General features: G+C 67.9%; 23 protein-coding genes. 19 read left to right on the forward strand and 4 right to left on the reverse strand.

All coding sequences use genetic code 11. The features are described 5' to 3' along the window. Window positions 1–303 precede the first annotated feature (303 nt). Together FHS00_RS12005 and FHS00_RS12010 are read right to left on the reverse strand one after the other, a co-directional pair. The gene (locus FHS00_RS12005) at window positions 304–1,581 is read right to left on the reverse strand and encodes a tyrosine-type recombinase/integrase (RefSeq protein WP_183473782.1); all 1,278 of its coding nucleotides are present in this window, start codon (window positions 1,579–1,581) and stop codon (window positions 304–306) included. A gap of 760 nt (window positions 1,582–2,341) precedes the next feature. Then, entirely contained in the window at window positions 2,342–2,719 is a 378-nt protein-coding gene (locus FHS00_RS12010; RefSeq protein WP_221188825.1) for a septal ring lytic transglycosylase RlpA family protein, read from the reverse strand. 562 nt (window positions 2,720–3,281) lie between these two features. Between FHS00_RS12010 and FHS00_RS12015 the strand changes: the two genes are divergently transcribed. The 7 genes from FHS00_RS12015 (at window position 3,282) to FHS00_RS12045 (ending at window position 9,277) form a co-directional block, all read left to right on the forward strand. Beyond that, complete coding sequence (locus tag FHS00_RS12015) at window positions 3,282–4,061, forward strand: heparin lyase I family protein (RefSeq protein ID WP_183473797.1); 780 nt, start codon at window positions 3,282–3,284, stop codon at window positions 4,059–4,061. 157 nt (window positions 4,062–4,218) lie between these two features. Continuing rightward, on the forward strand, window positions 4,219–5,385 hold the full coding sequence (locus FHS00_RS12020; protein ID WP_183473800.1) for a hypothetical protein: 1,167 nt from the start codon (window positions 4,219–4,221) through the stop codon (window positions 5,383–5,385). A gap of 96 nt (window positions 5,386–5,481) precedes the next feature. After that, the gene (locus tag FHS00_RS12025) at window positions 5,482–6,360 is read left to right on the forward strand and encodes an STAS domain-containing protein (RefSeq protein WP_183473803.1); all 879 of its coding nucleotides are present in this window, start codon (window positions 5,482–5,484) and stop codon (window positions 6,358–6,360) included. Next, window positions 6,353–6,715 (forward strand): STAS domain-containing protein, encoded by a 363-nt coding sequence (locus tag FHS00_RS12030; protein WP_183473806.1) that lies wholly within the window; start codon window positions 6,353–6,355, stop codon window positions 6,713–6,715. The genes FHS00_RS12025 and FHS00_RS12030 overlap by 8 nt, the downstream gene beginning before the upstream one ends. Further along, window positions 6,712–7,119: an ATP-binding protein gene (locus FHS00_RS12035; RefSeq protein ID WP_183473809.1), complete on the forward strand. Its 408-nt coding sequence runs from the start codon at window positions 6,712–6,714 to the stop codon at window positions 7,117–7,119. The genes FHS00_RS12030 and FHS00_RS12035 overlap by 4 nt, the downstream gene beginning before the upstream one ends. Then, a complete protein-coding gene (locus FHS00_RS12040; RefSeq protein WP_183473812.1) occupies window positions 7,116–8,114 on the forward strand; it encodes an ATP-binding protein in 999 nt (332 codons plus the stop codon). The genes FHS00_RS12035 and FHS00_RS12040 overlap by 4 nt, the downstream gene beginning before the upstream one ends. After that, the gene (locus tag FHS00_RS12045) at window positions 8,111–9,277 is read left to right on the forward strand and encodes a sensor histidine kinase (RefSeq protein WP_183473815.1); all 1,167 of its coding nucleotides are present in this window, start codon (window positions 8,111–8,113) and stop codon (window positions 9,275–9,277) included. Before FHS00_RS12040 ends, FHS00_RS12045 begins: the two co-directional genes overlap by 4 nt. Before the next feature lie 144 nt (window positions 9,278–9,421). On the opposite strand, the gene FHS00_RS12050 is transcribed toward FHS00_RS12045, so the two are convergent. Both FHS00_RS12050 and FHS00_RS12055 read right to left on the reverse strand, forming a co-directional pair. Next, window positions 9,422–9,622: a DUF1127 domain-containing protein gene (locus FHS00_RS12050; RefSeq protein WP_183473818.1), complete on the reverse strand. Its 201-nt coding sequence runs from the start codon at window positions 9,620–9,622 to the stop codon at window positions 9,422–9,424. A 174-nt stretch (window positions 9,623–9,796) separates the two neighbouring features. Then, the gene (locus FHS00_RS12055; RefSeq protein ID WP_183473820.1) at window positions 9,797–10,828 is read right to left on the reverse strand and encodes a substrate-binding domain-containing protein; all 1,032 of its coding nucleotides are present in this window, start codon (window positions 10,826–10,828) and stop codon (window positions 9,797–9,799) included. Between the two features lie 99 nt (window positions 10,829–10,927). Here FHS00_RS12055 and FHS00_RS12060 point away from each other — a divergent pair, with 99 nt between their 5' ends. The 12 genes from FHS00_RS12060 (at window position 10,928) to tolB (ending at window position 23,735) form a co-directional block, all read left to right on the forward strand. Beyond that, window positions 10,928–12,517, forward strand: a complete 1,590-nt coding sequence (locus FHS00_RS12060; protein ID WP_183473823.1) for an alpha-amylase family glycosyl hydrolase — start codon at window positions 10,928–10,930, stop codon at window positions 12,515–12,517. Window positions 12,518–12,625: 108 nt separating this feature from the next. Beyond that, window positions 12,626–14,125 (forward strand): ATPase domain-containing protein, encoded by a 1,500-nt coding sequence (locus FHS00_RS12065; protein WP_183473826.1) that lies wholly within the window; start codon window positions 12,626–12,628, stop codon window positions 14,123–14,125. Next, entirely contained in the window at window positions 14,112–16,142 is a 2,031-nt protein-coding gene (locus FHS00_RS12070) for a hybrid sensor histidine kinase/response regulator (protein WP_221188820.1), read from the forward strand. The genes FHS00_RS12065 and FHS00_RS12070 overlap by 14 nt, the downstream gene beginning before the upstream one ends. 141 nt (window positions 16,143–16,283) lie before the next feature. Then, window positions 16,284–16,805 (forward strand): crossover junction endodeoxyribonuclease RuvC, encoded by a 522-nt coding sequence (gene ruvC, locus FHS00_RS12075; RefSeq protein ID WP_183473832.1) that lies wholly within the window; start codon window positions 16,284–16,286, stop codon window positions 16,803–16,805. After that, complete coding sequence (gene ruvA / locus FHS00_RS12080) at window positions 16,802–17,491, forward strand: Holliday junction branch migration protein RuvA (RefSeq protein ID WP_183473835.1); 690 nt, start codon at window positions 16,802–16,804, stop codon at window positions 17,489–17,491. The genes ruvC and ruvA overlap by 4 nt, the downstream gene beginning before the upstream one ends. A gap of 49 nt (window positions 17,492–17,540) precedes the next feature. Beyond that, window positions 17,541–18,575: a Holliday junction branch migration DNA helicase RuvB gene (ruvB, locus tag FHS00_RS12085; RefSeq protein WP_183473838.1), complete on the forward strand. Its 1,035-nt coding sequence runs from the start codon at window positions 17,541–17,543 to the stop codon at window positions 18,573–18,575. A gap of 61 nt (window positions 18,576–18,636) precedes the next feature. Next, the gene (locus tag FHS00_RS12090; RefSeq protein WP_183473841.1) at window positions 18,637–19,296 is read left to right on the forward strand and encodes a hypothetical protein; all 660 of its coding nucleotides are present in this window, start codon (window positions 18,637–18,639) and stop codon (window positions 19,294–19,296) included. Between the two features lie 52 nt (window positions 19,297–19,348). Then, window positions 19,349–19,744: a tol-pal system-associated acyl-CoA thioesterase gene (gene ybgC, locus FHS00_RS12095; protein ID WP_183473844.1), complete on the forward strand. Its 396-nt coding sequence runs from the start codon at window positions 19,349–19,351 to the stop codon at window positions 19,742–19,744. Window positions 19,745–19,927: 183 nt separating this feature from the next. Next, the gene (tolQ, locus tag FHS00_RS12100; protein WP_407660130.1) at window positions 19,928–20,578 is read left to right on the forward strand and encodes a protein TolQ; all 651 of its coding nucleotides are present in this window, start codon (window positions 19,928–19,930) and stop codon (window positions 20,576–20,578) included. A gap of 1 nt (window position 20,579) precedes the next feature. Beyond that, window positions 20,580–21,074: an ExbD/TolR family protein gene (locus FHS00_RS12105; RefSeq protein WP_183473850.1), complete on the forward strand. Its 495-nt coding sequence runs from the start codon at window positions 20,580–20,582 to the stop codon at window positions 21,072–21,074. 10 nt (window positions 21,075–21,084) lie between these two features. Then, window positions 21,085–22,284, forward strand: a complete 1,200-nt coding sequence (locus FHS00_RS12110; RefSeq protein WP_183473853.1) for a hypothetical protein — start codon at window positions 21,085–21,087, stop codon at window positions 22,282–22,284. 119 nt (window positions 22,285–22,403) lie between these two features. Then, entirely contained in the window at window positions 22,404–23,735 is a 1,332-nt protein-coding gene (gene tolB, locus FHS00_RS12115; RefSeq protein ID WP_183473856.1) for a Tol-Pal system beta propeller repeat protein TolB, read from the forward strand.

A 23,735-nucleotide genomic window follows, 5' to 3' on the forward strand; every position in this document is an offset into this window, starting at 1 on the left:
CGCTACGACAGATGCCCGAAGGTCTTCCTTTCTGCCATCGCCCTGGCCGCGACCGTCATGTTCTGGCTTTGAGGGTTAACGAGTCCTGACCCTAGTTCAGCTCTCAAGGCGTTCTTCAAGATTGCCCTCTTTAGGGCGGTCTCGGCTGTCGCTATTTGCGCGAGAAACTGGCTATCAGCAATGCCTACATGTGCGCGATGATAATGCGGCTCTCCTCCAGCTATCAGAATGGCCGCGTCTTCTACGGTGTAGTGGTCTACCAGTTTCCACAAGTCGAACGCGCTCAATGTCATTTGAAGTCCACTACGTTTCCAATTCCTGTTTTGATTGGGTCAAGAAACCCGCCCACGCCGCCATGAGGTCGCGCCGTTTCTCCATCATGTCGCCACGCCGATAGGCCCGTTCGACTTCCGAGCCAACCTCTTGGGCGAGGGCAATCTCGGCCATCTCGCGTGGGTAGTGCGTCCGCTCGGCGGCCCAATCGCGGAACGTCGAGCGCAGCCCGTGCGGCACCGCAGGGCGGGCGCTACGGGGGTCGAGCCATCCGGGACGACTCGCCTTCTCCTCGTCCTTCTGCATTCGCCTCATGACGGCGGAAAGGCTCATGTCTGAGAGAGGGCCGCCGCGCGGGGCCGGAAACACCAGCGGGTTGCCCTCCATGCGGGGGAGGGCGCGCAGGAGTGCGACCGCCTCAGCCGTCAGCGGCACGCGGTGCTCGCGCTCCATCTTCATGCGCTGGGCGGGCACGGTCCAGAGCCCGGCCTCAAGGTCCACCTCGGCCCATGTCGCGCCTCTCACCTCACCCGACCGGGCGGCGGTTAGCGCTAGGAACTCAAGCGCACGGGCCGAAATGCCATCGCGCTGGCGTAGATGCCCGAACCATGCGGCAGCATCATCTATCGCGAGAGCAGGCCAGTTTTCTTTCCTCGTCACGCGATCGGGCTTGGGTAGCAGGCTGTCGAGATTGCCTTTCCAGCGCGCCGGGTTGTCGCCCTGGCGGTGCCCGGCCACGGTCGCCCATGACAGCACCGCCTCGATGCGGCCCCGCACCCGCTTCGCCGTCTCGGTCTTGTCGTGCCAGATCGGTTGAACTGCGCGCAGCACGTCCTGAACTTTGATGTCGGACACCAGCATGTGCCCAAGCTGCGGCAAGGCGTAGGTCGTCAGGGTGGAGCGCCATTGTGCGGCATGTTTGACATTGCGGAACTCGGAGAGCTTCGCGTCGAGAAAGCGATCGGCAGCATCCGCGAAGCTGAGGCCCCGGCGCTGGGCGGTCATGAGCGCGGCGCGGGCGGCTTTGCGCTCTTCCACCGGGTCGATGCCCCGGCGGATGGCGTCCTTGGCCTCACGGGCGCGCTCTCTTGCCTGGGCAAGCGGCACCTCGGGATAGCCTCCGAGCCCTATCTCGCGCCGCCGGTCGCCCACGACCACGCGCAGGAGCCATGTGCGGCCACCGGTCGGAGTGATTTGCAGGTAGAGCCCAGCGACACCGCCCACCGGCAAGCAGGCGTTGTGCCCCCGGCCGGGATGCTTGAGGCGTTTGACCTCAAGGGCAGAAAGCTCTTTGGCAAGACGTGGCAAAATCGCACCCCTGTTCACACCCACCATAGGATGATGGGTATAGGTGCAACACGATGCAACAGGTACTACATGGCAAAGGCATTTTTCCGTTAAAGTATAGCGGCTTCAGAGGGATGATGCAGGTTAGTGCAGCGGGTCGCAACACGATGATGGCGGCCACCTCCTCCGCCAAGGATGTGCGTCACACCCGAAAACATCAGTGGCTAAGGCTTGTGCCGAAAGGGTGTACTACCCCCGCAGCCCTCCGACTCGGGTTCGGCTTAGCTAGCCTTTGCATTCGACGTATCGAGATGCGGGCGAGGGCGGCCTAGCCATCCTTGAGCTGGCGTCTCGCCTAGAAGACAAAGCGCTCAGCCTGCTCGTGACGAGGGGATGGTTGAAGGCATGAATTCCAACATCTTAGACCCCGGCGACAGCCTCTCTATGTGAATGCCATTCACCGCTACGTTCCACGACTCCTTAAAAAGCTTCCAGTCGTGCACGCCACGGAAAGCCTTCTCGATCAGAACTAGGGCAATCTTTCAGGGGTATAGTCGATGTGGCCTGGCAATTAGTGTGGGCCAAGCTTTGATTCAGATACGAAAAAATCTGACACTCTCATTTCTCAGCATCACACGCTCAAACGCGGCGAGATCGCGTGAATGGCGATACTCGGCCATCCGGTGCCACCGTCAAGCGGCCGCTGGTTCAAGCGTAGTGCCGGGACTGGGCCGAGGCGACGATCTGCATCGCCCAAGCCTGTTCTTATTCGTCCACCGTCTCAGGCGAGCACTTCGATGGTCACGCGGCCGACGCCGGTGTCGAGGATGCCGATATCCGCCGCCGCTTCCTTCGACAGGTCGATGACGCGGTTCTTGGCATAGGGGCCACGATCGTTGATCCGCACCACGACCGACTCGTCGGTCGCTTCATTCGTGACGCGGACTCGCGTTCCGAAAGGCAGGTTGGGGTGGGCCGCGGTGAGGTCGTTCATGTCGTAGGTCTCGCCATTCGCGGTCTGGCGGCCATGGAAGCCGGGTCCGTACCAAGAAGCGGTTCCCTCGAAGACCTTGGTGACGCCGCCGTCATGAGCGGTTGCAAAGGGCGTCGTCGCAAGCAGACAGCCGGCCGTCAAAGCGGTTCGAAGCATGGTGGTCATCTTGATCACAGGCCCGTCCTTCAGTCCCAATATTTGCCGTGCAGCCTACCTGCCTATCGCATGCTGCATGCGCAACGTTGATTGGCTTGCAGTTCCGATTGGAGGTAAAAGCCAGCGAGGGCCTGCCAATTTCCGTCCCCGTGGATGGCGCATATCCGCCGGAATCGAGCGCTCTCTATCCTTTGAACGGCGCGCCCCTTGAAGTGTCTCGGTGGCGCCCAATCTTGGGGCACTTGGCTTCTCGACTACTGGATCGAACCCACTATGTTCGGCTTAAGCGCTTGGTACGTCGGAGGGATTGGCGGCCGAGTTAAATACGCCTCCCAAGAATGATCGCCTCAAATGCTTTGGCCTGACCTGAATCGAGCCTGCCGGTCTGCTCCTGCGACGAGTTCCCAAGCGGTCATCTCCGGAAAAATCATGATACCTTGGCGATATCAGTCAAGCGGATCCATAGTCTGGTTTTCGCTTCATTTCCGATTTCTGGCGACGCTCTCGATCACGCCGCCGGATTTCCAGTTAAGGGGTGGATATGCGTTTTTCCTTTTCGATCATTCATTTGATGACCCGTGTCGTCGCGATCGCGGTGTTGTCTTTTCCGGCACTCGCCCATGCCGAGCTTCGGGTCGAACGGAGCCTCAACGACACACCGCATGGCTTCTTGCGGGTGTCGTCGCCGGTACGTGCCGGGCGGACCGCGCAGTATTTCGAGCTGCGCCACGGCGATTGCGGGGCGGATCGCTGGCACAGCGACTGCGCCACCGATCGCGAGCGTACCGAGGTTTGGCTGCCGGACGACCAATGGGGGCCCGGCACGCTGCAATGGATTGGCTACAGCCTCTATCTTCCGCCGGATTTCCCCGAGATCGATCCGCTGGGAACCGTCGCGGGGCAGATCCACATGCAAGGCGGACCGACCAACATGCGCGGCGGACATCTGTCGCAGCCCGGTGTTCTGCTCATGGATCTGAACCAGTCGGGCTATACCGCCTGCGTCATCAGGCTGAGTGGACCGCGTCAGGCGGTTCAGGACGATTGCCTGCATGTGCAGATCGCCACTCTCGGTCAGATGAGGGGGAGGTGGACGGACATCCAGATCGGCCTCGACCTGCGTCGACAGGGGGGCAGCATCGAGATCTGGGCGAATGGCCGTCTCGTCAAACGCGTCGAGGGTTTCCACCGGCACATGGGGGAGCGTTATTACTTCAAATACGGCCTCTACCGGTCCTTCATCTCCCGTTATCCCGGGCGCATCCCGACGCAATGGGTGGTGTTCGACGAGGTCCGCCTCGGTCAGTCGCGCGAAGAGGTGGTCGTGCGCGAGCAGGCCCCGGTCAATTGAGGCGGCGGCCGGGAGCGCAGGGCGTGCCGTCGCTCATGCGGCGCGGAAATGTACCAGCCCGGCACTTTCTCTGGCCTGAACGAGCCATTGCGCGTCGCGCGATGGACAAGCGCCGCTGCGCCGGTCCAGTCTGAGGCGGCAACCGAAAGGGGCTGGAATGGGCAGGACCGTGGCGGAGGCCGATGGCAACGGGGCGCTCGACCTGTTGCGGATCGAGGTGCTCGCCGCGCGGATCGAGGCGCATGGGCGCGCCGACCCGGATGCAGGCAATCTGTGGCGTTCGGAAATGGCAGTGGCCGAGGCCGTCGCTTCCGTGGCGCTCGAAGGGCGGCGGCTGAGCGAGACCGACCTGCTGCCGCGCGTCGCGGGTGGCGCCGTCGCAGGCGACCCCGTGGCGGGCGAACAGGCGCTGGCGCTGATCCGGGCGCTCAAGGCGCCGGGCGATCCGATCGCGCAGCCGGCCGAGACGCTGGAGCGGCTCGAACGCCGGGTGGGCGGGCGCAACTGGAATGACGATCAGACGGAGCCGGATGCCGATGCCCCGCTCTCGGCACTGCGAGACGCTCTGGCGACCTTGCGGCCCGGGGATCCCCCGATCCTGGCTGGGCTGCGGGTCAGTGCCGCCTACGCGTTCGCCACCGAGCGCGCGCAGCCGATGGTCGAACGGGCGCTGTTCATGGCGGTGGAGGGCGCGCGGCGCCGGGAGGCGCCCGGACCCGGCGGCGCCGTGACGCATGAGGAGGATCCGCTGCGCGGGCTCTCGGGCCGGGTCGATGCCGACTGGGTGGCGACGCCGGCGCTGGCGCTCTCGACTCATGGCTACAAGCCGTGGTCGCCATCGAGCCCTGCCGGTCTCGCCGATCTGCTCGAGGGGCTGGGGCAGGTGCTGGGCATGGAGATCGGCCGCGTCGGCCGGGCCCGCGACTGGCTGCGCCGGGCCCGGGCCTGCGGCGAGGGGCGGCACGGCCGCTCGCGACTGGGCGACGCGGCGCAGGCCTTCGCCTCGGCGCCCTGCCTGACGGCAGGGCTTCTCGCCGACCGGATCGGCGTGACCCCGCGTGGCGCAACCAACCTGATCGACGCGCTGGTGGCCGAGGGGCTGCTGCGCGAGATCACCCGCCGGCGGACAGCGCGGATCTGGTCGGTGCCGGGGCTGGCGGAACGGCTCGCGGCGCGCCCGCGGAAGGTGGCGACCCGGCCGCCGACCGAGGCCGTCGTGCCCGATCCGCAAGCCGGCCGGGCGGCAATGGCCCGCGCCTTTGCCGATCTCGACGCGGCGCTGGGCCGGGCCGACTTGCTGCTGGGGCGCCGTCGCGGCGGCTGAGCCCCGGCGGTGCCGTGCCGGCAGGGGCAGGCAAGGCTTTTCTTCTGCTCTGTCAACGCCTATCGATGGCGCCGCCGTGACCAGTTAGGATCCATCATGACCGCAGCGATGACCGAGGTAAGCCGCCTCCTGCAGGAGGATTTCGAAGAGGTGGTCGACGCCTGGTTCGCCACGCAGAAGCGCGAGGGCGTGCGCCGGCCCGATCTGTTTTCCGACCGCGAGAGCCGCCGACAGCTCTCGGATCTGCTGCGCGCCTTCGCCGATACGCTGGGGCGGATCGATCTGAGCCAGAGTGTCGACGTCGACGCAGAGGAGTGGTCGGACCTGCGCCTCGCGCTCTCCGAGATCACGCTGGTGCGCGCCGAGCGCGGTGTCGCGCCTTGGGAGATGACGACCTTCGTTCTGGCGCTCAAGCAGCCGGTTTTCGGCAAGCTGAACGAGCGGCTGCGCGACACGCCCGATCGGCTGTTGCAGGAGGCCGCCGATTTCGGGCGCATCGTCGATGCCTTCGCGATGCATATCAACGAGCACTTCATCGCCGAGCGCGACGAGATCATCGAGCGTCAGCGCGCCGAGATGATGGAGCTGTCGACCCCGGTCGTGCAGCTGTGGGAGCGGGTGCTGACCATCCCGCTGATCGGCACGCTCGATTCGATGCGCGCCCAGGAAGTGATGGAAAACCTGCTCAACGCCATCGTCGAGCATCAGGCCGAAGTGGTGATCGTCGACATCACCGGCGTGCGGGTGGTGGATACCCAGGTCGCCCAGCACCTGCTGCGCACCGCCGCCGCGGTGCGGCTGATGGGTGCCGAGGCGATCATCTCGGGCATTTCGCCCAAAATCGCCCAGACCATGGTCGAGCTCGGCGTCGACGTGGGCGAGGTGACGACGCGGCCCTCGATCCGCGCGGCCTTGGCCGAGGCGTTCCGCAGGGTCGGCTTCGCCATCACCCGGGTCGAGGACACCCGTGCCTGAGGCGGCCTCGATCTACAAGGTCGACAAGGTGCTGCTGGTCGCGATCCGCGACAACATCACCGACACCGACATCATCAACCTTCAGGAGGATCTGTCCGAGCGGATCGTCAGCGAAAAGGCGCGCGGTGTCGTGATCGACATCGCGGCGCTGGAGATCGTCGACACTTTTGTCGGCCGCATCCTCGCGCAGCTCTCGGCGATATCGCGGCTGCTGGCGGCCGAGACCTACATCGTCGGCATGCGTCCGGCGGTGGCGATGACGCTGGTCGAGCTGGGCATGGACCTGCCGGGCTCAAAGACCGCGCTGTCGCTCAGTCACGCGCTGCGCGCGCTGAAGGCCAAGGGGCTGGCGTGAGCGGCCCGCCGGCCGAGCCGGCGGCCCGCGTCGAGCTGCGCCAGGAGCGCGATGTGGCGGCGGCGCGGCTCGCCGTATCGCGGGTGATGGATGCGATGGGCGCGCGGGCTCTGCGCAAGACCCGTTTCGTCACCGCCGTGAGCGAGATCGCTCGCAACGCGCTCGACCATGGTGGCGGCGGGGTGATCGAGGTCTGGCGGCTGGACCGGCCCGCGCGAATCATGATCCGCTGCCGCGACGAGGGACCCGGTATCGCCGATATCGATCAGGCGATGACCGACGGCTTCTCGACCGCGCGCAGCATGGGCAAGGGGCTGGGCGGAGCCAGACGACTGGTCGAGGCGTTCCGCATCGATAGCCGGCCCGGGGTCGGGACCACCGTCGAAATGGAGGCCAGACCATGAGGCATGTCGTCGAAGTGAGCGAGCCCAGCGCCGTGGCCGAAGCCCGGCGGCTGGGGCGCAATCTGGCCGAGAACGTGGGCCTCGATGCCACCCGTACGGCCGCGCTGGCCATCGTCGTGACAGAAATGGCGACCAACCTCCTGCGGCATGCCAGGGGCGGACAGTTGATGCTGCTGGCGCAGCCTGTCGCGGGACCGCGCGTGGCGCTGGCGGCGATCGACCGCGGCCCCGGCATCCCCGATATCGAGCAGGCGCTCTCCGACGGGTTCTCGACCGGATCGAGCGCGGGGGGCGGCCTCGGTGCGATGAAGCGGCTGGCCGACAGCTTCGAGATCCAGTCGACGCCCGGGCAGGGGACCGTCACGGTCTGCGGCTTCGGCGCATCGCCGGTGCTGGCCGGGGTCGAGATCGGCGGTTTCCTGACGAACTACCCCGGTGACCGGGCCTGCGGCGATGCTTTGCATGCGCGCAATGTCGGCGGTCGGGTCGATCTCATCTCGATCGATGGGCTGGGCCATGGCGCCCGCGCGGAGGTCGCCGCCACCGAGACGCTCGACGGCTTTGCGGCGCTGAGGGGCGACGATCCCGCGCGCCTTCTGGCCGAGCTGTCGGCCCGGCTTTCGGGCAGCCGAGGCTCTGTCGCCGCCCTGGCGCAGATCGAGGCTGCGGATGGCCGGCTCAGCCTTGCAGGTATCGGCAACATCTCGGCGCTGTTGGTGCGGCCCGGGGGGCGGATGCGGCGGTTGATCAGCCGCGAGGGCCGGCTCGGTGGAGCGGTGCGCACGCCGCCGATCGAAACCGAGACGATGACGCTGGGTGACGTGCTGATCCTGCACAGCGACGGGCTTTCGACGCTGCGCAGCCCGGCCGATCTGCCGGAGCTTGCAGGCATGAGCTGCGCGATGATCGCGGCGCAACTCATTCGAGACCGGGCGAAAGGGCGCGACGACTGCTGCGCGCTGGTTGCCCGGCTTGCCCCGGAGGAGGCGGCATGAGGATCACGACGCTTAAGATCGAGGCCGATGACGACATCGTGCGCCTGCGCATGGTCGGTCAGGAGGTGGCGCGGCGCTGTGGCTTCGGCAAGTTTGCCGAGACCCGCATCGTCACCGCGCTGCTCGAGCTGGGCAGGAACATCGTCCAGCATGGCGGTGGCGGCCGGATGATCCTGACGCTCGAGCCGCGCGACGCCGGCCTCGACCTCGTGGCCGAGGCGATCGACCATGGTCCGGGCATCTCCGATCTCGACGCCCGGCTCTCGGCCGCTGGGCCGCTGCCGGGCACCAATGGCGGACCCGCTGCGGGCCTTGGCCTCGGACTGCGCGGTGTCAGGCGGATCGCTGACCGGATGGATGTGGATACCGGCCCGGAAGGGACTCGGATCCGGGTGATCTTCGCCACCTCGTGCGGGGCAGGTGAGGCGGCCGCGCTGGGCAGCGAGATCGGCGAGGCGCTGGCGGTGCTGCGACGGGCCGACCCGGCCGCGATGCTCGCCCAGCAGAACCGTGATCTGCTCGATGCGCTCGAGGAGCGCGACCTGCTGATGGCCGAGGTGCACCATCGCACCAAGAACAACCTCGCCCTCGTGACCGGGTTGATGCGGTTGTCGCGCAGCGCGGCCAAGACCGAAGAAACTCGCGAGGTGCTGCGCGACCTCGAACTGCGGGTGAAGGCGATCACGGCGCTGCACGACCGGTTGCAGCGCGCCGCCGGAGCGGACAGCACGCCGCTGCTGCCGTTGTTGCGCGACGTGGCGGAGCAGACGCGGCAAGCCTTCTCGACGCCGGATCAGGAGGTCGCGGTCGCAGTAACGGGTGAGGCCCTGAGCCTGTCGGGCAATGCCGCGACCGATCTTGCGCTGGCGGCCGGCGAGCTGATGACCAACGCCTGCAAGCATGCCTTTGCCGGTCGCGACAAGGGCCGGCTGCACGTGGCGCTGGCGCGGGAGGAGGGGATGCTCAAGCTCACCGTCGCGGATGACGGATGCGGTCTGGCACCGGGGATGGAGCGTCCCGAACGCTCGGACTCGTTGGGCTGGCGGATGATTCGCACCATGGTTCAGAAGCATGGCGGCTTCGTGCGCACCTCTGGCGGCTCGACCGGCCTGACGGTGGAGCTGGGCTTTGGCGAGGCGCAGTTGGGCCTGCGCGAGGACTGAATCAGTATCCCGGAAAAGAGAAAGGCGGCGGCGCCCGGGAGGAGAGGTGCCGCCGCCTTGTTATATAGACGGTGAGGGAGGAGGGCCGTCATGTACCGCCCAACCCCCTAGACCCGGAAAAGATCCGCGCCGGATGGCGAAAACTCAGCCGCGGCGCGCCGACTGGCGGGCGATCTCTTCGATCATCGAACGATGGATGCCCAGATCGGCCAGCTCGCGCTCGCTCAGCGCGGAGAGTTCGCGGCGGGTGGTGCCGTAGGCGCGGGCGCTGGCCCGCCAGGCGGTCAGGCGGCCAATGAGACGGGCGAGGGGAGAGGTGGGGCGGGTGGCGACGAGCGTGGTCATTGGCTTTGGTCCTTGGGCTTGTGCGACGGGCGGCACGCCGTCGACCGGAGCGGCACCCCTGTGGCGCCGTTGAGCCTCATCTGGCGTTTCACGGCGTCGGTGACCATGGCCGAAAGCGCCGCAGCGACTTGCGCTCACCGCATGGCGCGGTGAAAGCCGAACCGTTTCGGGGTTTCACTCCACCAAAGGCGAAGACACTGATCCTGCCTCGATCACCTCGAAATCACCCAGCCGCTGCAGATCCGCGAGCGGCTGCCCCTCGATCGCGCCGATCAGCCCTTGGGCCAGCGGCTCCCAGCTGAGCGACAGCGCCGAGCGGGTGCCCGAACAGGGCGGCAGCGCCAGCAGGTCCTCGCCCGGAAGCGCGTCGTCATGCGCCACTACCGAGACATCATGCGGCACCCGCAGGCCGAGCATCGCGAGCGCATTGTGGATGCCCTTGGCGATCAGCATGTTGCCGGCAATGAGCGCGCTCGGGCGGGGGCCATCGCTGGACATCATTCTCAACGTGGCAAGGGCGCCGTGGCTTTCGGTCATCTGGCCGTGTTCGTGGAGGGCAGGGTCGGCGGGCAGCCCGGCCGCCTCCAGCGCCCGCTCCCAACCGAGGCGGCGATGATCGGCATAGCACATCTCGGCAAGCCCGTTGATGAAGCCGATCTTGCGATGACCGGCGCGCAGCAGCATCTCCGTCAGCGTCCTGCCGACCGCCAGGTTGTCGATGTCGTAATAGGGATAGTCGGGCGCGTCGCTGCCACGACCATGCATCACCAGCGGCACGCCCCGCCCCTGCAGATAGGTCACGCGGCGGTCGTCCCGTTCCGGCTCGATCAGCACGAAGCCGTCGAGCGACCCGCCATCGATCAGCCTGCGATGTACCGCCACCACGTCCTCGCCCTCTTCGGCGGCGTGCAGCACGAACAGTCGGCCGCGCCGCGAGAAGGCCCCCGACAGCCCCCGCACCATCTCCACGAAGAGGCTGTCGCGCGGTGTCCGGTCGAGCGGCGGCAGCACCAGTCCGACGATGTGGGAGCGACCGGAAGCCAGCTTGCGCGCTGAAAGATTCGGGCTGTAGTTCAGGGCCTTAGCTGCTTTTCTCACCCGGATCTTGGTTTCGGCGCTGACATCGGCGTGGTCGTTCAACGCACGGCTCACCTGCGTGACCGACAGCCCTGTGCTGGCCGCGATGTCCTTGAGTGTCGCCGACATGATCTCTCCCGGGTTTGCCGCGGCACCTTGTCAAACCGAAACGCTTCGGGCAAGCCTGCCCGTGACCCGATGGCACCCCTGGGACGAAAGGATTCGAGGATGAGCAAGGCGAATTGGTGGAAGGGTGCGGTGATCTACCAGATCTATCCGCGCTCCTATCAGGACGGCAATGGCGACGGCATCGGCGATCTCAAGGGGATCACGGCGCGGCTGCCCCATATCGCCGATCTCGGCGTCGACGCGGTTTGGCTGTCGCCGATCTTCACCTCGCCCATGGCCGACATGGGTTACGACGTGTCGAACTACACCGACATCGACCCGACCTTCGGCACGCTCGCGGATTTCGACGAGATGGTCGCCCGCGCGCACGAGCTCGGGCTCAAGGTGATGATCGACCAGGTGCTGTCGCACAGCTCGGACAAACATTCCTTCTTCGAGGAGAGCCGGCAGAGCCGCGACAACCCCAAGTCCGACTGGTACGTCTGGGCCGATCCCAAGCATGACGGCTCAGCCCCCAACAACTGGCAGGCCATCTTCGGCGGCATCGCCTGGGAGTGGGAGCCGCGCCGTCGGCAGTACTACTTCCACAACTTCCTAAAGGAGCAGCCCGACTTCAACTTCCACAATCCGGAAGTGCAGGACTGGCTCTTGGACACGATGCGCTTCTGGCTCGATCGCGGCGTTGACGGCTTCCGTCTCGACACCGTGAACTTCTACTTCCACGACAAGCATCTGCGCGACGACCCGGCCGATTTCCGTCTGAACGGCACCCAGGCGGTCAAGCCCTACGACATGCAGTACCACATCTTCTCGAAGAACCAGCCGGACAACATCGCCTTCCTCGAGAAGATGCGCCGGCTGATGGACGAGTATGACGACCGCACTCTGGTGGGCGAGGTCGGCGAGAGCCACCACCCTATCGAGATCATGGGCGAGTACACCTCGGCGAACCGTCTGCACATGGCTTACAGCTTCGAGATGCTGGGGCCGAACTTCACCGCCGAGCACTTCCGTCACCAGATCGACCAGTTCTTCAAGCACGCGCCGAAGGGCTGGCCGTGCTGGGCGCTCTCGAACCACGACGTGCCGCGCCACGTGACCCGCTGGGCCGAGCATGGCGACCAGGAGGCGGTCGCCAAGCTCGCCGCGGCGATGCTGTTGTCGATGGAAGGCTCGATCTGCGTCTATCAGGGCGAAGAGCTGGGCCAGACCGAGACCGAGCTGGAATTCGAGGAGCTGACCGACCCGCAGGGCATCAACTTCTGGCCCGCCGACAAGGGCCGCGACGGCTGCCGCACGCCGATGGTCTGGGAGCGGAGCGCGCCCAATGCCGGCTTCTCCGACAGTGACAAGCCGTGGCTGCCGGTCAAGGCACCGCAGGCGGCGCGTGCCGTCGATACCCAGAAGGGCGTCGACGGCTCGGTGCTCGAGACCTACCGCGCGCTACTGAAGCTGCGGCGCGAGACTCCGGACCTGCGCGAGGGCCGCACCATGTTCGCCGAGACCGAGGAGCCGGTGCTGGCCTTCCATCGCGGCGAGAAGACCGTCTGCGCCTTCAATCTTTCGGCCACGCCGCAGGAAATCGAGCTGCCGGGGATCACCGAAACCCTCTTCGCGCTCTCGGCCGAGAGCGCGGATGGCAAGGTCTGGCTCGGTCCGAACGGCGCGCTGATCGCACGGCTCGGCTGATACTCTGCAGGCACGGCCTCCGGGCCGTGCCGCACCCCCTTCAAGCTGCCTTTTGGCGCCCCCTCAAAGCTGCTAGGAGGCACTGACCGGCGTGAAGGAGCTGAGCCCATGAGACCCAAGGAGTATGCCCGTACCGGGGTGCCAGGGCTCGACGATGTTCTGGCGGGCGGGCTGACCCGCCGCCATGTCTTCTTGGTCGAGGGCGCGCCCGGCACCGGCAAGACCACCACCGCGATGCGCTTTCTCTTGGAAGGCGCCGAGCGCGGCGAGACCTGTCTCTACGTGACCTTGTCGGAGACCGAGGAAGAGCTGCGCGACAGCGCCGCCTCGCATGGCTGGACCTTGGACGAACGCGTTTCCGTCTTCGAGGTCGTCCCCGCCGAAAGCCTGCTCGATGCAGATCAGCAGCAAAGCCTGCTCTATTCCTCTGATCTGGAGCTGGGCGAGGCGACCCGCCAGATCTTCGACGCCTTCGAGCGGATCCGCCCCCAGCGGGTGGTGATCGACAGCCTCTCGGAGATCCGGCTGCTGGCACAGGGCTCTCTGCGCTACCGCCGCCAGATCCTTGCCATGAAGCACTACTTCGCGCGGCAGGACGCCACCGTGCTGATGCTCGACGATCTCACCGCCGAGGCGCATGACCGCACCGTGCACAGCGTCGTGCACGGGGTGATCCAGCTCGAAGAGCTGGCGCCAGAATACGGGGCCGAGCGGCGTCGCCTCCGGGTCACCAAGTATCGGGGCCAGCGCTACCGCGGCGGCTACCACGACTTCGCCATCAAGACCGGCGGCATCGAGGTGTTCCCGCGCCTCGTGGCGCTCGAGCACCGCACCGATTTCGACCGCAGCCCGCGCGGCAGCGGCATCCCCGAGCTCGACAAGCTGCTCGGCGGTGGCGTCGAGCAGGGGTCGAGCACGCTTGTGCTGGGACCCTCGGGCACCGGCAAGAGCCTGCTCGCGCTGCAGTTCGCGCTGGCCGCGATCGAGCGGGGCGAGCGTGCCGCGTTCTTTGTCTTCGACGAGGAGCTGAGCCAGCTCGAGGCGCGATTGGTCAAGATGGGCATCGACCTGCCGTCGCTGCGCGAAAGCGGCGCCTTGCTGGTCGAGCAGATTGACGCCGCGGAGATGTCGCCCGGCGAGTTCTCGCAGAAGGTCCGCGACTGCGTGGCGACGCTGGGCGTGCGCACCGTAGTGATCGATAGCATGAATGGCTACCAGGCCGCGATGCCGCAGGAGAACGCGCTGATCCTGCACATCCATGAGCTCCTGCAGTTCCTCAATCGGCAGGGTGCCTCGACCTTCCTGACCGTGGCGCAGCACGGGCTGGTGGGCGACATGCGGTCGCCACTCGATCTGACCTACCTGGCCGATACCGTCGTGCTGCTGCGCTATTTCGAGGCGATGGGTCAGGTCCGCCGCGCGGTCTCGATCATCAAGAAGCGCACCGGCGCGCATGAGGACACCATCCGCGAATACCGGATCGGCGGCGAAGGGCTTGAGCTCGGCGCACCGCTGCGTGGCTTCCAGGGCGTGTTGCGCGGCGTGCCGGACTTCATTGGCTCCGCCGGGCCGCTGATGGGGATGGATGCCGACAATGCCGGGAGCTGAACCGGCACGCGCGCTGATCCTCGCGCCCGGCGGGCGGGACGCGCGGCTCGCATCGGCATTGCTCGCGGAAATCGGCCAGCCTTCGATCATCTGCGACGACATGCCCTCCTTCGTTACGGCGCTGGGCGAGGGCACGGCCTTCTGCCTGCTGACCGAGGAGACGGTCCAGCATGCCGATCTCGCCGCTCTCGCGACAGCGGTCGAGGCTCAGCCAAGCTGGTCGGCGCTGCCTTTCATCATCCTGACCCGGCATGGCGGTGGGCCCGAGCGTAACCCGGAGGCGGCGCGGCTCTCCGAAATCCTGGGCAACGTCACCTTCCTCGAACGGCCCTTCCACGCCACCACCTTTGCAAGTGTCGCGCGCAGCGCCCTGCGCGGCCGCGAGCGGCAGTTCGAGGCACGCGCCGCGGTCGAGCAGCTCAATCGCAGCGACGAGATGTTGCGTACCGCGCTAACGGCCGGGCGGCTCGGAGCATGGAAGCTGCGGCCCTCGACCGGTGAACTGGTCACCTCGCCGCTATTGCGGGCGATCTTCGGCCGGCAAGAGGCCGAGGGGCTGACCTATGAGGAATTCATCGCCGGCCTGCATCCCGACGATGTCGAAAGGGTAAGCGCCACCATCGCCAATGCGGTCCGCGACGGGACCGAGTATCGCGCCCAGTTCCGAGTTGTCTGGCCCGATGGCAGCCAGCGCTGGGCCGAGGCGGTGGCGCGGACCGAGCGCGAGCCTGACGGCGAAATCCAGCTCGTTGGCGTGACCTCCGACATCACCGACCGCAAGCGGGCCGAGGCCGACCAGCGCGAACAGACCGAGGAACTGGAACGGCGCGTGGCCCAGCGCACCGCCGAGCTGGAAAGCGCACATGCGCGCGTGCTCGAGGAAATCCGCCAGCGCGAACGCACCGAGGGCCAGCTGCTGCAAAGCCAGAAGATGGAAGCGATCGGGCAGCTTACCGGCGGCGTGGCGCATGACTTCAACAACCTGCTGATGGCGGTGCTGAGCAATCTCGATCTGTTATCGCGCCATGTCGCGGGTGATGCGCGCGCCGCCAGGCTGATCGACGGCGCGATCCAAGGGGCGCAACGCGGTGCCGCGCTGACCCAGCGCCTGCTCGCCTTCGCGCGCAAGCAGGAGCTGGAGGTCGCGCCGCGCGACCTAGCCGGGCTCGTGCGCGAGTCCGAGGAGCTGCTGCGCCGATCGCTGGGAGACGGGATCGAGCTGCAGATTTCGCTGCCCGAGGGTCTGCCGGCGGCGCAGGTCGACGGTCCCCAGTTCGACCTCGCGCTGCTGAACCTCGTGGTCAACGCGCGCGACGCGATGCCGGGCGGCGGCCGGATCGCCATTTCGCTCGAAGAAGCTGCGGCCGCGAATGCGCCCGACCTCGCGGATGGCCGGTACCTGCGGCTGATCGTCGGCGACACCGGCATCGGCATGGACGCCGCGACGCTCGATCAGGCGACGCAGCCCTTCTTCTCGACCAAGGAGCTCGGCAAGGGCACCGGCTTGGGCCTGTCTATGATCCATGGGCTGGCGCAGCAGCTGGGCGGCGCGCTGCGGCTGTCGAGCCGGGTCGGAGAAGGCACCCGGGCCGAGCTATGGCTTCCGGTGGCGACGGGCGTGGCCATGGCGGCGATCGAAGCGCCGGCCAGCAGCACGACGCCGGGCGCGCCACTGCGGATCCTGTTCGTCGACGACGACGCGCTGATCGCGATGAGCAGCGTGGAGCTACTGGAGGATCTGGGTCACGAGGTGACCGAGGCTAATTCGGCGGCGCAGGCGCTGGGCCTGCTCGAAGGTGGGGCGGAAATCGATCTGCTGATCACCGATTTCTCGATGCCCCGGATGAACGGCGGCGAGCTGGCGCGCCGGGCCCGCGCTTTGCGGCCCGATCTGCCGGTGCTGCTCGCCACCGGCTATGCCGAGCTGCCCGAGGGCGACGCGCTCGATCTGCCGCGCCTCGCCAAGCCCTACATGCAGCGACAGCTCTCAGACGCGATCGCCCGGCTCGGTCTCTGAACGACCGCGGCGGTTGCGCGACAGGTGACGGCGCATGTCTCGCGGCCATGGCTTGCGTTCGCGCTTTGTGCTAGGGATCGGAAAAACCACGTAGAACAAGGGCCGGGGCGGAGAGCAGCCGCGATCGGCGAATGGGGGCACATGCGAGTCATCGGGATCGATCCGGGTCTGCGGAATCTCGGCTGGGGCGTGATCGAGGCGCAAGGCGCCCGCCTGCGCCATGTCGCCAACGGCACCTGCCATTCCGAAGGGGACGATCTGGCCGAGCGCCTGCTGTCGCTGGCCCACCAGCTGCGCGCGGTGATCGCGCTGCATGCGCCGCAGGCCGCTGCCGTAGAGCACGTCTTCGTCAACTCCGACGGCGCCGGCACGCTCAAGCTCGGTCAGGCGCGCGGCATCGCGCTGATGATTCCGGCCGAGGCGGGGCTGGCGGTGGGCGAATACATGCCCTCGACCATCAAGAAGGCCGTGGTCGGCAACGGCGCTGCCGCCAAGGCGCAGGTGCAGCACATGGTGAAGCTGCAGCTTCCCGGCGTAAAGCTCGACAGTGCCGACGCCGCCGACGCGCTGGCCGTCGCGATCTGCCATGCCCATCACCTGCAATCCGCGGGCCACCTTGCGGCCGCTGTCGCGCGGGCCGAAACGACGAGGGCGCGGGCATGATCGGCCGCATCGCGGGACGGCTCGAATACCGGGCCACCGATCACGTGCTGATCGACGTGCGCGGCGTGGGCTATGTCGTCTATGTCTCCGACCGGGTGCTCGCGCAGTTGCCGGGGCCGGGGGAGGCCGTGGCGCTCTATACCGAGCTACTGGTGCGCGAGGACATCCTTCAGCTCTTCGGCTTTCCGACGCTGGTGGAAAAGGAATGGCACCGGCTGTTGCTCACCGTGCAGGGCATTGGCGCCAAGGCGTCCCTGGCGATCTTGGGCGCGCTCGGCGCCGACGGGCTGAGCCGCGCCATCGCGCTTGCCGACTGGTCGGCCGTGGCCCGCGCCAAGGGGGTCGGCCCCAAGACTGCGCAGCGCGTGGTCAACGAGCTCAAGGACAAGGCGCCGTCGATCATGGCGATGGGCGCACAGCCGGCCGCGATGCGTATGGACGACGCCGAGGCAGTGATCGAGGATGCGCCCGCCGCCGCGCCCGCGCCGAAACGGCAGGCTGCCAAGAAGAAGGACGAGGGCAATGCCGCGGCGCAGGCCGAGGCGCTCTCGGCGCTGGGCAATCTCGGCTATGGCCTGTCGGAAGCCGCGGGCGCCGTGGCAGAGGCCGCGCATGAGACGCCCGAGGCCGACACGGCGGGACTGATCCGCGCGGCGCTGCGTAAGCTCGCACCCAAGGAGCGGTGAGATGCCGCGCTGCCTTACAATGTTGCCCTGCGATGCTTAGGACTGGACGATGACCGACGCTCCCGATCCCGCGCTGCGCCCTGAGCGGCTTCCCGAAGACCACGATCGCGCGCTGCGGCCGCAGGGTCTCGACGAGTTCATCGGCCAGGCCGAGGCCCGCGCCAACCTGCGCATCTTCATCGAAAGCGCGCGGATCCGTGGCGAGGCGATGGACCACACGCTGTTCCATGGCCCGCCGGGTCTCGGCAAGACGACGCTGGCGCAGATCATCTCCCGCGAGCTGGGCGTGGGATTCCGCATGACCTCCGGGCCAGTGCTGGCCAAGGCGGGCGATCTCGCCGCCATTCTCACCAATCTCGAACCGCGCGACGTGCTCTTCATCGACGAGATCCACCGTCTGAACCCGGCGGTCGAGGAGGTGCTCTACCCGGCGCTTGAGGATTACGCGCTCGATCTGGTGATCGGCGAGGGTCCGGCCGCGCGCACCGTGCGGATCGAGCTGCAGCCCTTCACGCTGGTCGGCGCGACGACCCGGCTCGGCCTGCTCACCACGCCGTTGCGCGACCGCTTCGGAATCCCGACGCGGCTGCAGTTCTACACAGTCGACGAGCTGCACGAGATCGTCACCCGCAATGCCCGGCTGCTGGGCACCCCCGCCGATGATGACGGCGCGCGCGAGATCGCGCGTCGGGCGCGCGGCACCCCGCGCATCGCCGGGCGGCTGCTGCGCCGGGTCGTCGATTTCGCGGTGGTTGAGGGCGACGGGCGGGTCACCCGGGAGCTGGCCGACAGCGCGCTGACCCGGCTCGGCGTCGACGATCTCGGCCTCGACGGGGCCGACCGGCGCTACCTGCGGCTCATCGCAGAGGCCTATGGCGGCGGGCCGGTGGGGATCGAGACGCTGTCGGCGGCGCTGTCGGAAAGCCGGGATGCGCTGGAGGAGGTGATCGAGCCCTTCCTGCTGCAGCAGGGGCTGATCCAGCGCACGCCGCGCGGACGGATGCTGGCCCATGCTGCATGGCGGCATCTCGGCCTCGCTGTGCCGCGCGCGCCCGAATCGGGGCAGGGCGTCCTGTTCGATTGATCCCCCGCGCTTGCCCGACAGGGCCGCGACGCGTATCCCGGCCCAAACAGGAGGACCGGCGATGTTGGATGCAAAAGCCGTCGAGGCGATGTTCACCCGGGGCGATGGCGGCTATATGTGCGCGCGCTGGGGCCGGCCGATCGTGCCGGTGGTGTTCGGGGTCGAGGACGAAACGCTCGGCGTGATGAAATCGGCGCTGCAGGCGCTGTGCCGCCTCGCCGATCACGACATGGCCGAAACCGATCCCGAGCTGGGCGTGAACCTGCTGGTTTTCTTCTGTCGCGAATGGGACGAACTCGCGGCCGTGCCCGATCTCGACAAGCTGGTACCGGGCCTGCCGGAACTGCTGGCGAAACTGGCGGAGAACGATGCCAGCCAGTACCGCGCCTTCCGCTTCGAGCCGGATGGTGCAATCCGGGCCGGCATCGTCTTTCTGCGCATGAAGGGCGAAGCGGCCGAGGTGCCCGCCGACGTGTTGGCGCTGAGCCAGGCGGTGCTGTCCATGCTGACTTGGTCGGAGAGCGCTTTCGACGCGACCTCGCCGCTCGCCTCCGCCCCGGATGGCACGGTCGTGCTCAAGCCCGAGATCGCGGCGCTGATCCGCGCCGCATACGACCCGGTGTTGCCGGCGGCTTCGGACGACCCGGCCACGGCGTTGCGGCTCGCCGCGCGTATCCGTGCGGGAGAGGGCGGCGCGGCGGCGGCTCCGGACGAGGCATGAACGGCGCCGTGTCCGAAATGCCCCTCGTACTCTATCGCGCCGAAGGCCACGCATGACGCATCGTTTCGACATCCGTGTCTACTATGAGGACACCGATCTCGCCGGGATCGTCTATTACGCCAATTACCTGAAATTCATCGAGAGGGCCCGCACCGAGTGGGTGCGGAGCCTGGGCGTCGATCAGGCCCGTCTCAAGGCGGAGGAAGGCATCGTCTTTGCGGTCCGGCGGGTCGAGGCCGACTACCTCGTTCCTGCGCGCTTCGATGACGTTCTGACGGTGGAGACCAAACTCGAAGAACTCGGCGGCGCACGGATCACTCTGTCTCAGGCGGTGCGGCGGGGCGAGACGGCATGCTTCGCGGCGCAGGTGCAACTCGTGGCGCTGTCGGAAGCGGGGCGGCCGATGCGACTGCCGGCCGGGCTGCGCGCCGCGCTGGCGGCAGGCTAGGGTGGCGGAGTTCCGCCGACGACGCCATGGGGGTGTCGGCGGGGCTGTCCCCTCTCACCGCACCGTGCAAAGCGCGAAGTGGATTTCGCCTTGAGGATCGGGTATGCGCCCCCCTAGCGGCCCGGCAGAGGCCGCGCGCGCGTCACAAAGAGCAGGCAGATGGATCAGGTAGTAGACTTCTCGATGTGGGGGTTGTTCGCCCGCGCGACGATCACCGTCAAATTCGTCATGATCGCTCTGATCCTGGCTTCGATCTGGTGCTGGGCCGTGATCGTCGACAAGGTCATCCAGTACCGCGCTGCGCGCAGCGAGGCCGCGCGATTCGACCGCGCTTTCTGGTCCGGCGAACCGCTCGACCAGCTCTTCGACGAGATCGGTGCCAACCCGCGCGGCGCCTCCGAGAGGATCTTCGCCGCCGGCATGACCGAGTGGCGCCGCTCGCATCGTCAGGATGGCGGGCTGATCGCCGGTGCTCAGGCACGGATCGACCGGGGCATGGATGTGGCCATCGCCAAGGAGGCATCGCGGCTGCAACGCGGCCTGCCGGTGCTGGCCACGACCGGTTCGACCGCGCCCTTCGTCGGCCTGTTCGGCACCGTGTTCGGCATCATGAACGCCTTCATCGAGATCGCCGAGGCGCAGAACACCAACCTCGCCGTCGTGGCGCCGGGCATCGCCGAGGCGCTGCTCGCCACGGGTCTCGGCCTCATGGCCGCGATCCCGGCCGTGATCTTCTACAACAAGCTGTCGGCCGATGCCGACCGGCTGATCGGCGGCTACGAGGCCTTCGCCGACGAATTCTCGACCATCCTGTCGCGCCAGCTGGATAGCTGAGATGGGCGCTGGGGTCATGAAATCGGGCGGAGGCGGCAATCGCCGCGGACGCCGCCGGGGCCGGGCGCAGCCGATGGCCGAGATCAACATCACGCCCTTCGTGGACGTGATGCTGGTGCTGCTGATCATCTTCATGGTCGCGGCGCCGCTGATGACCGTGGGCATCCCGGTGGAGCTGCCGCAGACCGCGGCCGCGGCACTGCCCTCCGACGAGGAGGAGCCGCTGACCGTGACCGTGACCGCCGAAGGCGGGCTGATGATCCAGACCACCGAGGTGCCGCAGGGCGAGCTGATCGGCCGGCTGCAGGCGATCGCGTCCGAGCGCAGCTCGAACCGCATCTTCCTGCGCGCTGACGGCGCCAATGCCTGGAACCGGGTCGCCGAGGTGATGGGCGCGCTCAACGCCGGCGGCTTCTCGAATATCGGCCTGGTTACGGATGTGGGCGGGTCTGATTTCGGGGCGGGCGCGCCGACCGCGCTGCCCTCGGGCGGCTGAGGCCCTTGCTATGAGCACCGGCGGCTATATTTCGGGCATCGGCCACGCCGGCCTGCTGCTCTGGCTCGTCATGGGCTGGGGTTTCGACGCCGAACCGCTGGATTTCGAGGTCGCGCCCGTGTCCGTCGTCTCCGGCGAGGAATATGCCGCCCTCGTCGCCGCAACCTCGCCGCAGCCGCAGACCGAGCAGCCGCCCGCCCCCGAGGCGCCCGTGGTCGAGGAGACCCCGCCCGCGCCCGAGACGCCGCAGGAGCCCCCGGCCGAGCCGGCCCCGCCGCCGCCCGCCCCGGCGGCCCCGGCCGAGGAAACCCCGCCGCCGCCCGCCCCGGAGCCGTTGCCCGAGCCACCCGCCGAGGCGGTCGAGGAGATCGCACCGCCGCCGGCGCCTCCCGCCGCCGCGCCGCCGCCGGTGCCGGAGCTGCCGAACATCTCCGAGCGCCCCGTGCCCCGCCCCGCGCCCCGCGTGGCGCCGGAGGCCGTCGCGCCGCCGCCGCCCGATGCGCAGGTGGCCGATGCCGTGCGCGAGGCCGCGACGCCCGATGCCGAAAGCGCCGAGGTGGCCGAGATCGAGGAGGAGGCAACCGCCCCCGAGGAGGCCACGACCGAGATCGTGACCGAGGCCGAGGAGCCCGCCAGCGCGCCCGAGACGCCGCCCGCCCCGCAGGTCGCGGCGCTTGCGCCGCCCTCGGCGCCGCGTCCGCCATCGCGTCCGGCCCGCCGCGATCCAGCTCCGGCGCCTGCGCCCGAAACGCCTGCCGAGACGCAGAGCGCTTCATCGCAGGAGGCCGAGCCCACGCCCGCCCCGGTCGACACCAGCGACGCCGTGGCCGACGCGCTGGCCGCTGCACTGGCCTCCACGCCCGCTCCGGCCGCGCCCGCCGCCAATCCCGGCCCGCCGATGACCGGGGCCGAGCAGGACGCCTTCCGTGTCGCGGTGCAGCAGTGCTGGAACGTCGATGTCGGCTCCGAGGCGGCACGGGTGACGCTGACCGTGGCTTTCGATCTCGACCCGCAGGGCCGGGTGCAGGGCGACGTGCGGCGGATCTCCGGTGAAGGCGGCAGCGACGGCGCGATCGAGGCGGCCTTCCAGGCAGCGCGGCGCGCGATCCTGCGCTGCCAGCGCGACGGCTACGTGCTGCCCGCCGACAAGTACGAGCAGTGGAAGGAGGTCGAGATGACCTTCGACCCCTCGGGCATGAGAATGCGCTGATGTTTCGGCGCGCTCACGAAACCGTTGAACCCGCGCGCCCGAAGGGGCGTTGCCCAAACACACGCCGCTGCGCACAAAGGGGCGCCAGACCCCCGCGGCCTGACGGAACGAGGACCAAGATGCTGACCAGAACCATCGCGCTTCTGCTGGCGCCGCTCGTCGCGGCGACCGTGCTTCCCGCCCCGGTGACCGCCCAGAGCGGCCCGTTGCGGATCACCATCTCTGAAGGCGTGATCGAGCCGCTGCCCTTCGCGGTGCCGATGTTCCAGGCCGAGACCGGCGGCGCCGAGCAGATCGCCGCCGACATCACCCGCGTGGTGGCGCAGGACCTGACCGGCACCGGCCTGTTCCGCGAGATCCCGGCCTCGTCCTTCATCTCGACGCCCGCGAGCTTTGCCAGCCCGGTAGCCTACCCGGACTGGCGCGCGATCAACGCGCAGGCGCTGATCACCGGTGCGGTCGCCGTGAACGGCAACCAGCTCACCGTGAAGTTCCGCCTGTTCGACGTCTTCACCGGCGCCGAGCTGGGTGAGGGGCTGCAGTTCGCCGGTACCACCGGCGGCTGGCGTCGCATGGGTCACAAGGTGGCCGACGCGGTCTATTCGCGCATCACTGGCGAGAGCGGCTATTTCGACAGCCGCGTCGTGTTCGTCGCGGAAAGCGGCCCCAAGGACAACCGCGCCCGTCGTCTGGGCATCATGGATTACGACGGCGAGAACCGGCAGTTCCTGACCGACAGCAACAGCCTCGTCCTCGCCCCGCGCTTCTCGCCCAATGGCGACCGGGTGCTCTACACCAGCTATGAGAGCGGCTTCCCGCGGATCAGCCTGCTCGACGTGGCCAGCGTCGGCCGGCGGCAGATCACCACCGTCGAGGGCGAGATGGCCTTCTCGCCGCGTTTCTCCAAGGATGGCAGCGCGGTGATCTACTCGGTCTCCACCGGCGGCAACACCGACATCTACCGCACCGACCTCGGCTCCGGTTCGCATAGCCGCCTGACCTCGGCGCCCTCGATCGAGACATCGCCCTCGCTGTCGCCCGATGGCAGCCGCATCGTCTTCGAGAGCGACCGTTCTGGCACCCAGCAGCTCTACGTCATGTCCGCCTCCGGCGGTGAGCCGCAGCGCATTTCCTTCGGCGAGGGCCGCTACGGCTCTCCGGTGTGGTCGCCGCGCGGCGACCTGATCGCCTTCACCAAGCAGAATGCGGGCCGGTTCCATATCGGCGTGATGCGCACCGATGGCTCCGAGGAGCGGCTGCTCACCTCGTCCTTCCTGGACGAAAGCCCGACTTGGGCGCCGAACGGCCGCGTGCTGATGTTCACCCGCGAGACGCAGGGCGCCTCGGGCGGCCCGCAGATCTACTCGGTCGACATCTCGGGTCGCAATCTCAAGCAGGTGCCGACCGGTGGCTTTGCCTCGGATCCGTCCTGGGGACCGCTGCAACAGTAA

Origin of the sequence: Limimaricola variabilis (genome assembly GCF_014195545.1) — a bacterium.
In the GTDB taxonomy this organism is placed as follows: domain Bacteria; phylum Pseudomonadota; class Alphaproteobacteria; order Rhodobacterales; family Rhodobacteraceae; genus Limimaricola; species Limimaricola variabilis.